The organism is Alkalispirochaeta alkalica DSM 8900 (assembly GCF_000373545.1).
GTDB classification, from domain to species: Bacteria; Spirochaetota; Spirochaetia; order DSM-27196; family Alkalispirochaetaceae; genus Alkalispirochaeta; species Alkalispirochaeta alkalica.
Genome location: NZ_KB891747.1, coordinates 162,626 through 175,040, shown reverse-complemented (window position 1 = coordinate 175,040; position 12,415 = coordinate 162,626). Strand labels below are relative to the sequence as shown.

Below are 12,415 nucleotides of genomic sequence, written 5' to 3'. Positions count from 1 at the left end.
CGACCTACACCGTGTGGTACGACGCGGCCGGGGGAACGCCCGCCCCGGCAGAGAGCGAACACGCTCCGGGGGATACCGTTCCCCTTGGGGCTGAGCCGTCCCGGGCAGGTTATGATTTTCTCGGCTGGCAGAGCGATGATATCCCCCCCGGTTCCGAACCCGGAGGCCTCCATCAGCCCGGGGATACCTTCACCATGCCCGGGAAACACGTTCTGTTCCGGGCCTCCTGGGAGCCCGAACTGTTGCCCGTGAAGAACCTTCAGGGTTCTGCAAACAATACAACCCATACCCTGGACCTGACCTGGACCGATCCCGTTTCCCCCGCTCTGGAGGGGATACAGGTCTCGTGGGTCCTCTTGGGCGGGCCGGGAGAAGGGGATCTCTTCTCTGTTGCTCCCGGGGCCGGGGCGGCCCGGATCATGGACGTCGACCCCGGGATNTATCNGGTCGAGGTNCNGGCGGTCTACGCCGGGGGCGGGGTATCGGACTCCCGGACGGTGGAGATCGAGCGCGTCGACTACGAGGACTACAGCGTCGGCGGCAGTGGCCCCGCGGGGGGGGTCATCTTTTACGACCACTACCCCGATCACGAGACCGCGGGTTGGCGTTTTCTCGAGGCGGCCCCAAGTGGCTGGTACGGTCAGGTGGAGGATCCTCGGTATGAATGGATTGGCGGGGGAGAATATCAATCCATTCCTGGCTTGACTTCCCTGATCGGTCGGGGCCTCGAGAACTCTCGCGCTATCGATGAAGGGCAGACGGCGCAGCAGCCGAATGCAGCCCGAGTCTGCCTCGCCCTGCACATCACCCACGATGGACGTGACTACCACGACTGGTTCCTGCCCTCACGGAATGAACTGGCAGCGATGATGATGTATAACACCTCCGACCCACCGGCCGGAGAGAGTCTTGAGTTGGACGAGATCGCGTACTGGTCATCAACACAAGATTTTCTGGAGCCCGATAAAGCTTGGCTGCGAAATCGCCAGAATAATGAAAATTCTGCTCATAAAGGTTTGAAATACACGGTCCGCCCGGTACGGAGGTTTTGACCATGAAAAATCCACGGTTTCTGTTGATCCTGGCGATTCCGGCAGTCCTCCTTCTGGCATCGTGCAGCTCACCCTTCCAGAACGCCCTCGCGCCCGGGGAATCCCCCGCCCTGACGGTTCGGTTGCCCGGCCGGGGGAGCCTCTCGCCGGCTACGGTGATCCCCGACTTCTCCGCCCTCGTGGTGGAGTGGCGACTCACCCTTCGCAACCAGACCGACCAGACCGAACGGGAGGTCACCGTCGGGGCCGGTGCGAGCGAACCGGTCACGATGGGTGACCTCTATCCCGGGTTGTGGGATCTGGTAGTGGAGGGGCTCTCGTCGGACGGGACGGTCGTGGCCCGGGGGGGGGACCAGGGAATTCTCCTGGCCCCTGGGGCCTCGGAGGAACGAACACCCCAGATCCGGTTCCTGCAAAGCGGCGATCCGGGAACCGAAGGGGGCTTCTCCCTCGCCCTGGCCTTCCCCTCGGGAACCGGCGTGGACTATCTGGAAGCCACCATCAAGGGACACTTCAGCGCAACCCCCTCTCTCGTGGTCGCGGGAGGAACCGCCCGGACCCTCCTGGAGAGCACCTCCATCCCCGGCGGATCCTGGCCGCTGAAGGTTGTCTTCCGTCGGGGAGGGGCCTCCGGAGCCGTGGCAGCAACGCTCCTGGAGACGATCAACGTCTGGGACGGGGTCGTCTCCGACAGATGGATCGACACCGATGGGACCCTGCAGACCGAACGGTTGCTGGACGAGAGTTTCTTTCTCTGCCCCGGGGTCGGGCTGGAAGAACTCCGTCTCGCTCCGGGGGAGCTGGACCCACCCTTTTCTCCCGCCGTCACCACCTATACCCTGAGCGCAGGCTCTGCCCAGCAGATCGCCCTTCGGGGCAGGGGTGCCTCCACCCGGCAGACCATCTCCTACCGGTGGAACAGCAGCGCCCCCGAGCCCGTCCAGGACGACCAGACCCGAATTGTCTCTTTTCCTGCGGGTGAAACCACCGCAACCCTCGAGGTGATCGTCACAGCCGCCGACAGGGAGACAACCCGGACCTACACCGTTCAGGTGGTGCGCCCGTGATCGCCCTCGTCGGAGCTCTTCTGGCCCTGCTCTGCTCCTGCACCGCTCCCTTCGAGGCACCCTCCGAGCGTTCCTTCGGAGGGGCAGGGGAGCCCGCCCTGGTGGAGATCCACCTCCTGCCCCGGGGGAGCGATCCCGCTGCCGTCTCGGTCTCCACGGTGATGCCCGATCTCTCCGGATCGGTCGATCTCTGGCGGGGGACCTTTTCCTGTACCACTCACGGCACGGAGGTCTCCTGGGAGATCTCCGGAACGGAAACAACCCATCAGGTGGACACCCTCTATCAGGGGACCTGGGACCTCATCGTGGAGGGGCTGGACCAGGAGGGGGCCGTCCTCGCCAGGGGAGAGCGTACGGGTCTTGTTCTTCAGGGAGGTCCCAACGATCCTCTGGGCGTGGAGGTCCAGTACCTCCAGAACGATCAGGGCACCTCGGGCAGCCTCTCGTTGCGCCTGGCCTGGCCGGTTCAGATGGGGATCAGCCGGATCACCGCGCGCATCGAGGGGATCGCCGGGATGGAGGCGACCTACGAGAGCGCAGATTTTGACACCTCCCTTCCCGGAACCCTCCGGGTTACAATCTCTCTGGCGGGCCTTCCCGGAGGGGCTCATTCGCTGGTCATTTCCTTCTACACGCCCCCCGCCGATCCCGACCCGGTGCTCCGGGGAACCTTCCGCGAGGCCCTGAACATCTGGACCGGCCAGGTCTCCAACCGGTGGATTGACCCCTCGTCGGGGGAGCTCCTGGAGGAACGGCTCTTTTCCGCTGATGAGTTCCTGCGCGCCGCCAACGCCCTCTCGGACCTCTCCTTTGTTGCGGGTGAACTGAAGCGCAACGGATCCCCCGCGGTGGGCTTCAACGCCGGGCACCTGGCCTACACAATCTCTCTGGCGGGGACCGAGCCCCTGCGATTTATCGCAACCGGGGCCGAACAGGGACAGCAGATAGCCTACTCCTGGGACAACGGAGACTGGACCCCCCTTCTCTCGGGCGCCCTGAGTCCCCCCCTGGCCCATACCGAGCGAAAGGACCTGCGCGTTGCCGTCACCGGCCCCGACCGCGTATCCCGCCGGGAATATACCATCACCTGTTATCGGACCTACAGGCTTTTCTACGACCCGAACGGCGGGACGGGTACCGTCTCTACGCAAACCGTCAATTCCGAAGAAGCGGTGACGGTTGCCCAGGCAACCGGGCTGACTCCCCCCGGCTACACCGGAGAAAATATGGAGTTCGACACATGGAACACAGCCCGCGATGGCGGAGGCATAGACTACGAACCCGGTGATCAGATCACCCTCGACGGTGATACAAGGCTCTTTGCCCAGTGGGTGGTGGATCCGTGAGAGAGCGAAGAGTCTCCCTTCCCCTGGTGGTGAAGCTGATCGGCATCATCTCTCTCATCGTGGTCATCTCCATGGGACTCGTCACGGGTCTTGCCACCTGGTTTTACGCCGAAGACTCCCGAATCCGGGGAGAAGAGCAGAACCTCCTCCTGAGCCAGATTCTGGCGGTGCAGGTCGAAAACGAGCTTCACTCCCTCTACTCGGGGGCCCTCTCCCTTCTGGACACCCTGCGGGAGTTCGGGGGCAACCCGGCCGCCGAAGACCTGGCCGGGGGAAACTACTTTGCCCGAAACCCCGTGGTAGCCTACCTGGGGGTCCCCGGAGAGCAGAGCCTCCATAACCGTTCCTTCCTCTCGGCCTGGGAACTGGAAGAGGAGACGATCGGGATTATTCTCGAACGGAACAGGACCGTCATGGACCGGGCCAGGGAAGGGGAGACGGTGCTGGTGAACGTGAGCGGAGCCACGGGAATACCCACAGCGCTTCTGGCCGTTCCCTACACCGATATGGGGTCCGATAACGCCATGGTACTGATCTTCTCCACGGAGCACCTCCAGGCGATCCTCCAGACCAACGCGGCCAGCGAACCCTACCTGGTGGGCTATCGGGGCGAAGTCCTGGCGCATCCCGATCAGGACCTGGTCCTTCTGGAGGTCAGTTACGGCACGGACCCCCTGGTGGAGCAGATGTTCACCACCCCCCTGGAAACGATGCAGATCCAGTACGAGGCCCCCTCGGGGGACCTCTTTTTCGGAGCCTTCCGCAAGATCCCCTTCGGCCAGGCGGCAGTGCTCTCCCGGATATCCCGGGACGTCGTTCTGGTGGCTGCCCTGGCCGTGGTGCGGCAGAACCTCTACCTCACGGGAATCGTTCTGGTCCTCTCGGTTCTCGCGGTCTGGTTCTTTTCCAAAACCGTGAGCCGCCCCGTGATGGCCCTGGTCCGGGGGGCGCGCCAGATCCAGGAAGGCCACTTCGAACTGGCGCTTCGTCCCACCACCCGGGACGAACTGGGGCTTCTCACGGAGCGCTTCGTGGAGATGGGCCGGGGCCTGGCCGAGCGCGAGCGGATCAAGGATACCTTCGGAAAGTTTGTGAACAAGGATATCGCTGAGCAGGCCCTCCAGGGGCGGCTGGAACTGGGAGGACAGCGAAAGACCGCAACGATCTTCTTCTCCGACATTCGCTCCTTCACGGCGATCAGCGAGACCATGGACCCGGAATCGGTGGTGGAGTTCCTCAACGAGTACATGACCCTCATGGTCTCCTGTGTGGAGAAAACCCACGGCGTGGTGGACAAGTTTATCGGCGACGCGATCATGGCCGTCTGGGGAGCCCCCGTCTCGCAGGGCTCCGCCCAGGCCGACGCGCTGCTGTCGATCAAGTCGATGCTGATGATGCGGGAAGCGCTCCTCACCTTCAACCGGGACCGGGGAGGGCCGGGCAAGCCGATCATCCGGATCGGCTGCGGGGTTAACACCGGAATCTGTCTGGCAGGGCAGATCGGCTCGGCGGAGCGGATGGAATACACCGTGATCGGCGATGCGGTGAATCTGGCGAGCCGTATCGAGGCTCTGAACAAGCCCCTGGGGACGGACATCCTCATCTCGGAGTTCACCTGGGAGCTGGTCCGGGACCACCTCCTGGCCGAGGAGATGCCGCCCATCAGGGTAAAAGGAAAAACCGCGCCTCTCAAGATCTACGCCGTGATAAACCTGAAGGGTCTCAAGGGCCCCCAGACGCTGGAGGAAGTACGGCAACTCCTGGGGATGGCTGCTCCGGGCGCGCTGCATACTTCCGGCACCACCGGGCCGGACGGGGAGAACGAAGTAAAGTATGAGATTCTCCCGGAGTGATCTTCTCGTATCCCTGGGAGCGGCCCTGGCGATCCTCTGCCTGGGCTTTGCCTATTACGGGGAGATCCAGGCGAACTCGCGGGGCGATGAGACCGATCAGGTGGGGCACATCGTCTTCCGCCGACGCACCGCCACGCGCAGACCATCCCGGAGCCTCCGCTGGGAGCGGCTCAGCAACTACGCCCTCGTCTATCACGGCGACACCCTGAGAACAGCGGGGCAGTCCGAGGCGGGCATCGTCTTCGACGACGGAACCACCCTGGATCTTCTGGAGCATTCCCTGGTTGCCCTGGACGTCCAGGGCATGATCAGGGAGATCGAATTTCTCGAGGGGACGATCTTCGTGGGAGGGGACCTCCAGGGCAGCAGTCTCCGGTCGGTGCGGATCGGTTCCGTCACAATCAGCGCCGACAGCGCCGAGGCAGTGACCATCTCGGGCGATGCCCGGGAGTTTTCCCTGGACGTGGCCCGGGGAGAAGCCGAGATCATAACGGATCAGGGAGAGACGATCCGCGTTTCCGAGCACAGCACCTACACCCTCAATACCAGCACCGGCGAGGGCCATCACCAGCCGCACCGGATAATACCCCTCTGGCCCCGCCAGAACAGCAGGCTCATACACCAGTATCAGGGGGAATCGTCCATTCCGTTCCGTTTCTCCCTGGCCGAGGCGGAGGCCACCACCACCGTCCCTGGGGAGTCACACCTGGCAGGCCCGGCAGGCCCGGCAGACCCGGCAGACCCGGTTCCGCCAGAGGGCCGTGAGCTGCTCCTGGAGATCGCCCCCACGGGGGATTTCTCCTCCCCCCCGGTGGTGCACCGCCTGGCTGTTCCCGCTCGCGCCGGGGAACCCGAAACGGTCTCCCTCCCCCTCGGTCAGGGCGAGTGGTACTGGCGACTTCGGGCCCCCGGGGGAGATCTCTCGTCCCCTGTGAGACGCTTCGCCGTGCATCACCTGCCGCCGCCACGCCTTCTGGCACCAGCCCGGGAGAAGATTTTTTCCTACCGCACCGTTCCGCCCCGTGTGCGCTTTGCCTGGCAGGAAACTCCCCAGGCGACGGCCTACCTCCTGGAACTCTCCCGGGACGGAGAGTTTTCCTCCGGCCTCAGGAGGTATCGGACGGCCCTCCCCGGAATCTCCCTCGAGGGGCTTCACGAGGGAAGCTGGTACTGGAGAGTGCAGGCCGTCTTCCCCGGTGAATACCTCCACCCCCCACTCCCTTCCGAAGAGGGGGTGTTTCACCTCTCGGCGGGAGGGGCCCTGGAGCCCGTGGAACCACGGCAGCCCGCCGAGGGCACCTTCCTGGAGGTCCTGCGCCTCGCCGGGGAGGGCCTCTCCTTCTCCTGGCTTCCCCGGGATGGCGCCAGACGGTACGAGCTGCGTCTGGTCGATGCCTCCGATCCTTCGCACCCCCTGGTGCAGGCTCAAACGGAGCAGCCCTTTCTCGTGCTCGATCCCCCCTCCCTGAAGGGGATCACCGGCGAGGGAACCCTCTTCTGGACGGTGCGATGGGAGGATTCGGAAGGATCCTGGTCGGAACCTTCCCCGGCCCGATCTCTGGAAATCGTGGACGGACGCTTTGCCCTGCGGCCGATCTTCCCTCCCGACGGGTACATTCTGGCAGGATCGCTCGGCCCCGAGGCCCGATTCACCTGGTCCCGGAACTTTTCGGCCTCCACGAACTTCCAGATCTCCCGAAACGACGACTTTTCCGACCTTCTTATGGAAGAGAGACTCCAGGGAGAATCCCTCTTCGGCAGGGCCTGGCCCCCGGGAACGTACCATTGGCGCCTGCGAACGTACAACGTGGACGGTTCGGTCTTCCTGGAAACGCCAGCCCGAACGCTCCGGGTTGTCCCTCCCCTGGACCCGCCCCGGCTGTATCATCCCCTGGAGGGCCAGGAGCACCTCCTGCTCCAGGGAGATATCACGGAGCTCCGCTGGACCCCCGTGGAAGGGGCAGGGTTTTACCGGGTTCAGCTCTTCCGGGAGGATCAGCCCGGGGAGGCGATCCTGGAAGAGCGATTCCTTCCCGAACCGTTCCTCCCGATTCCCCTGGGCAGCCTCCCCTCGGGGAGGTATCGCGTCGTGCTGCAGGCCTTTGCCCTGGAAACGGAGAAAAACTCCCGTCTCATCGGTTATCGCACCACCGGGGACTTTTCCTCCCGGAGGCTCTTCCCCGCAGAACTGCAGGAACCCTCCGATCACGCCACCTTTGCGGGACTCGAGGCGCTGAGGCAGGGGGTGGAGCTTTCCTGGGTGTCCCGGGAGCGCTCCGGTGCAATTGATCTTGAACTCTTTCGCGACGGTCAGAGGGTGAACCCCCGGGAGTTCCCCGGCGGGGAACTCCCCCTCGATCCCGGAGCGGGGGAACAGCGGGTGACCCTGAAGGGCCTGCCCCGGGGAACGTACGACTGGCGGATACGCAGCGAGTACCGGGGGTTCGATCTTTCCAGCAGGGAACGCCGGTCCTTCACGGTGGCTCCCATCCCCCTGCTGGAACCGCCTCTGCTGGAGACCCCGGTATCGGGGACCGTCCTGGGAGTTCCCTATCTGAGCCGGGCCGAGGACCTCCGCTTCTCCTGGGAGCCCCTGGAGGGGGCGAACCGCTACGTCTTCCGGCTGATCTGCGAGTCCTCGGGCGCCTCCCTGGTGGGCGATCTTCTGCTGGAAGAGAGCGAGTTTCTTCTCACGGACCTCTCCCTCCTCGACCGGGGGGACTTCCGCTGGGAGGTCCGGGGCCAGCTTCGGGACGAGCCCCGGGTGGTTATCCAGGAGGGGTTGGTCGCTGCGGGCCGCTTCAGGGTAGATCTGCCCGATCTCCGGGCCCCCCAGCTCTTTCTGCAGGATTCTCTCTATGGCTACTGATTACGGTGCCCCGGGGCGGTCGATCCGGCAGGGGTCAGCCCGGTCCCGCCTGCGTGTGGCGGCCTTTCTGTTGCTCCTTCGACTCTGCTTCCCCCCGGCCCCGGCCCTGGCAGACCCGGGAGCCGCTGCCGCGCCCCGGGAGAGCTCCTATTTCTCCTTCGCTCTCGATGAGACGGGAACGCCCCGGTACACCCAGCACCTCTTCTGGGAAGCGGTCGATCACGTCCTGCGCTATCGGGTGGAGATAGCCCCCGCTGGGGGTGAGGTCTTTCTGGATACATACGTGGAGACCCCCTCCCTGGAGGTTCACCTCGCGCCGGGGGACTATCGCTACCGGATCACCCTCTACAACCTGCTGGGCCGGGCCGATCTCCAGACCTCCTGGAGAGCGCTGACGGTTCTTCGGGCGCGTCAGCCCCGGATCGACGAAGTCTCTCCGTCACGGCTCTTCCTGGATCAGGGACAGTCCCGGATTCTTCTTCGGGGAGAGGACCTGGAGGAGAATATTCTCGTGACGATGGAGAACGATCAGGGTCGAATTATCGTTCTGGAAGAGCAGGACCGGAGGATTCTGGAGGATGGCACCTCTTCGGCAGCGGGGGAAGAGATCACGCTCACCCTTCCTGTGGGCACCATCAGCCCCGGGGAGTACCGGATTGTCGTGGAAAACCCCGGGGGGCTCCTGCAATCGCTGCCCTTCCCGGTGGGGTATCAGAAACCGCTCGACTTCGCCCTCTCCCTGGGCTGGACCCCGGTGATTCCTCTCCTTGATTCCTGGTTTACCGATCTCTGGGACGACGGCATCTACCCCGTGGCCCTGACCCTTCAGGGCGACCTCTACTTTGTGAAGGGCCGCCGCAGCTTTCTGGGCCTCGGGTTCCATTGCAGCGCCGCCTCCCTCGGGGGCGGCCAGGACGATGCCGACCTGCAGGCCACGATCCTCGTCGCGGGGCTCCACGGTTCCTGGCGCTACCGCCTGGGGCCCCGGCTGGCTCTGGTGGGGCGTCTCGGTCCCGGTTTGGCCTATACCACGATGGACTTCGACTATCGCAAGGCGGGCGAGGGGCCATCGATGGAGACGGTCGATCCCGCCCTCTTTGGCGGCGCGTTCCTGAGCTTCGGTGTTTCCCGAAATATACGCCTCCAGGCGGGGGTGCAGCTTCAGGCGGTGTTCTACGAAAGCCAGACGGCGGGCTTTGTCAGCCCCGGCATTCACGGGGGCCTCTATTTCTGAGGCTCCCCGTTCCTGCTCTCCGGGGAGCCTCGGGATCGCCCGCTCTACTTCCTCCAGTACCTGGGAGTAAGGAGAATCAGTACGGTGAAAACCTCGAGACGGCCGATCAGCATGATCGCCGAGAGAAACCACTTGATTGCCGGAGGAAAGGCTGCGTAGTTTCCCGTGGGTCCGATCGTCTCAAAGCCGGGGCCGATATTCCCCAGCGTCGCCAGGGCCGTGGAAAAAGAGGTCATCAGGGATGCTCCGCTGAGGGAGACCACCAGGGTGGTCAGGAGGAGCAGAAAGAAATAGAGGAAGAAAAACCCCGTGATCCCCAGGAGCATCGTCTTTTTCAGGGGGGCCCCGTTCATGTGGGGAGAGAAAACACCCCGGGGGTGGAGCAGGTAGCTCATCTCGTTGATCCCCTGCTTGAAGAGGGCTGTGAGGCGCACCACCTTCATCCCTCCCCCCGTCGATCCGGCGCAGCCCCCCACGAACATCAGGAGGAAGATCACCGTCATGGCCACTCCGGGCCAGTGGAGATAATCCGCCGTGGCGTAGCCCGTGGTGGTGAGGATCGAGGCGGTCTGAAAGGCGGCGTAACGCAGACTCTCACCCCAGGATCGGTAGGTCTCGCCGTGGAGCGCCACCGTGGTGATCGCCGTGGCCACGGCAAAGATCCCCAGATAGACCTTCAGCTCGGTGTCGCGCAGGACCGTGCTGAAGCGCCCGGTGATAACGCTATAGTACAGAACGAAGTTTACCCCCGCCAGGACCATAAAGACCGTGATGATCGTATCGACCGCCAGGGAGTTGTAGGCCGCCACGCTGGCGTTGCGGGGAGAGAACCCTCCCGTCGCCATGGTCCCGAAGGTGTGGGTCAGGGAATCGAAGAGATCCATTCCCGCCGCCAGAAGGAGAACCGTCTCCAGCGCCGAGAGGGCGATATAGATGAGCCAGAGAATCTTTGCGCTATGGGTGATCTTGTGGGTGAGCTTGTCCACCGAGGGCCCGGGGGCTTCTGCCCGGACCAGCTGGAGCCCCTTGAACCCCAGGAGCGGGAAGATCGCCACGGTAAGCACGATGATCCCCATTCCCCCAAGCCAGTGCGTGAAGGATCGCCAGAAGAGCAGCGACCGGGGCAAGACCTCGATATCGGTGAGAATCGTGGCCCCCGTGGTGGTAAACCCCGACATGGTCTCAAAAAAGGCGTCGGTATAGCTCGGGATCGCCCCGGTAAGAAAGAAGGGAAGGGCACCCAGGGCAGCCACGGTGACCCACGAGAGGGTCACCACCAGGAACCCGTCGTGGTTCGAGAGGGTGAGCCCGCTCGCGCGGGTGAGCCAGAAGAGAACCGCCCCGGCGATTCCCGTGGGCAGGGCGATCTGGAGGAAGGCGAGAAAAGCGGCCTCTTCCCGGTAGATCAGGGCAACCCCGGCGGGGATCAGGAGAATCATCGCCACCACCCCCGCCAGAACCCCCAGAATGCGGAGAACCAGGAGCTTGTTCACGGCGCCGCCACAAAGAGAGCCTGCAGTGTATCGGCGTGTTCCCGCTTGCCGATGATCACCACGGTGTCGTTTTCCTGCGGAGTATAGTCTCCCCCGGGAATCCAGTGGTCCTCGCCCCGGCTCACGGCCAGGAGCAGGGTATCCTGGGGAAACCTGATAGCCCGCAGGGGCCGCCCGGTCAGGCGGGAGCCCGTCTCGACCCGGAACTCCAGCACCTCCAGCCGCCCGTCGAAGAGGCTGTGGACGCTCTGGGCCCCGCTGCGCTTGATGTTGTAGAGAACCGAATTGATCACGGCCTGCTTCACGCTGGTGACGGTGTCGATCTCCAGGCGCGAGCAGATCGCTGCGTAATTGGTATTATTCACAAGAACGGCCGACCGGGGGATACCCAGGGAGCGGGCCGAGAGAGCCGTCACGATGTTGAGCTCCTGGTTATCTGTCACGGCCAGAACCAGATCCGAGTTGGTCAGGTTCTCCTCGCTGAAGACCCCCTCCTCGGAGATATCGGCGTTGACCACCAGGGCCTCGGGAAAACGCTGGGCCAGGTTCTTGCACTTTCGGGAGTCGCGCTCCACCAGAACCACGTGTTTCTGCCTGAAGAGGTTCTTCTGGCTGAGAGAGGTCTTGAGCCGCTGGAGGATCGATGGGTCCTCCAGGGGGTTTCGGGAGTGCCCCAGGAGGTGCTCGGCGATGAGAACCCCCGCCTTGCCCCCGCCCACGATAACCACCTTGTCCAGCTGCTGCCGGTGTTTCCCGAAGGACCGGAAGACCTCGTCCAGGTCTTCCCGTTTGCCCACGATGTAGAGAATATCGTTTTCCCTGACCACGGTATTGCCGTCGGGAATCACGTAGGTGTTATCGCGGTAAATGGCAGCCACGAGAAAGGTGACATCGATCTCGACAAAGGCATCTTTCAGGGGCTGGCCGATAACGGCACCGCCCCTCGGTACGGGAAGGTTCCTGATCTGGAGTTCCGAGTGAGAGAAGAGAATCACGTCGCTCATGGCGCCGTGCTCGATACTCTGGATCAGCTCCCGCGAAGCCTCGATCTCGGGGTTTACGATCGCGTCGATTCCAAGAAACTTCCGCGACGAGAGAGTCGCCTCGGAGTAGTTGATATTCCGGATGCGGGCGATCTTGCGGGGCAGGGGGAACTCGCTGGAGACGAGGCCGCAGGCCACCATGTTTACCTCGTCTGACCCGGTCACGGCGACAAAGACATCGGCGCTGGCGCAGCCGGCGCGGCGCAGCGCTTCGAGGCTGTTGCCCTGCTGGTTCAGAACGGTGCAGTCCAAACGGTTCGCCAGGAGTCTGGCCTTCTCGGGATCTTCCTCGATCAGGACAACGTCTACCCTGTCGTCGATAAGCTGTTGTGCGATCTGGGATCCCACGGATCCCCCGCCGAGTACTATGATTTTCACAAGATCTGGATGCTATCACAAAAGACGAGGGCCGTCACGGGCCCCGGGATATCCCTTCTCCGGAGGCCGGGCCTTCGGCT

The 12,415-nt window shown here is 63.8% G+C and carries 8 protein-coding genes; 6 read left to right on the top strand and 2 right to left on the bottom strand.

Annotation, left to right across the window (positions count from 1 at the left end):
* The first annotated feature begins 11 nt into the window (after positions 1-11).
* Genes B071_RS0112900 through B071_RS0112875 form a run of 6 tightly spaced genes read left to right on the top strand, consistent with a single transcriptional unit; the run spans position 12 to position 9,421 of the window.
* Positions 12-1,052 carry an Lcl domain-containing protein gene (locus B071_RS0112900; RefSeq protein ID WP_040588457.1) on the top strand — a complete coding sequence of 347 codons (1,041 nt, stop codon included), beginning with the start codon at positions 12-14 and terminating at the stop codon, positions 1,050-1,052.
* 2 nt (positions 1,053-1,054) lie between these two features.
* A complete protein-coding gene (locus tag B071_RS0112895; protein ID WP_018527489.1) occupies positions 1,055-2,119 on the top strand; it encodes a cadherin-like beta sandwich domain-containing protein in 1,065 nt (354 codons plus the stop codon).
* Positions 2,116-3,465, top strand: coding sequence for an InlB B-repeat-containing protein (locus B071_RS0112890; RefSeq protein WP_018527488.1), 1,350 nt, complete (start codon positions 2,116-2,118; stop codon positions 3,463-3,465). The genes B071_RS0112895 and B071_RS0112890 overlap by 4 nt, the downstream gene beginning before the upstream one ends.
* A complete protein-coding gene (locus B071_RS0112885) occupies positions 3,462-5,318 on the top strand; it encodes an adenylate/guanylate cyclase domain-containing protein (RefSeq protein ID WP_018527487.1) in 1,857 nt (618 codons plus the stop codon). The genes B071_RS0112890 and B071_RS0112885 overlap by 4 nt, the downstream gene beginning before the upstream one ends.
* Positions 5,299-8,187 (top strand): FecR family protein, encoded by a 2,889-nt coding sequence (locus tag B071_RS0112880; protein WP_018527486.1) that lies wholly within the window; start codon positions 5,299-5,301, stop codon positions 8,185-8,187. The genes B071_RS0112885 and B071_RS0112880 overlap by 20 nt, the downstream gene beginning before the upstream one ends.
* The gene (locus B071_RS0112875; RefSeq protein ID WP_018527485.1) at positions 8,177-9,421 is read left to right on the top strand and encodes a hypothetical protein; all 1,245 of its coding nucleotides are present in this window, start codon (positions 8,177-8,179) and stop codon (positions 9,419-9,421) included. The genes B071_RS0112880 and B071_RS0112875 overlap by 11 nt, the downstream gene beginning before the upstream one ends.
* Positions 9,422-9,465: 44 nt before the next feature.
* Here the strand turns inward: B071_RS0112875 and B071_RS0112870 are convergent, their stop codons facing one another.
* The gene (locus tag B071_RS0112870) at positions 9,466-10,914 is read right to left on the bottom strand and encodes a TrkH family potassium uptake protein (RefSeq protein ID WP_018527484.1); all 1,449 of its coding nucleotides are present in this window, start codon (positions 10,912-10,914) and stop codon (positions 9,466-9,468) included.
* Positions 10,911-12,335 carry a Trk system potassium transport protein TrkA gene (locus B071_RS0112865; RefSeq protein WP_026245227.1) on the bottom strand — a complete coding sequence of 475 codons (1,425 nt, stop codon included), beginning with the start codon at positions 12,333-12,335 and terminating at the stop codon, positions 10,911-10,913. The genes B071_RS0112870 and B071_RS0112865 overlap by 4 nt, the downstream gene beginning before the upstream one ends.
* Positions 12,336-12,415 lie beyond the last annotated feature (80 nt).

Bases quoted from the DNA above. Each gene is read 5' to 3' on its own strand.
- B071_RS0112895 (WP_018527489.1), top strand. From the start codon at position 1,055: ATGAAAAATCCACGGTTTCTGTTGATCCTGGCGATTCCGGCAGTCCTC.
- B071_RS0112875 (WP_018527485.1), top strand. From the start codon at position 8,177: ATGGCTACTGATTACGGTGCCCCGGGGCGGTCGATCCGGCAGGGGTCA.
- B071_RS0112880 (WP_018527486.1), top strand. From the start codon at position 5,299: ATGAGATTCTCCCGGAGTGATCTTCTCGTATCCCTGGGAGCGGCCCTG.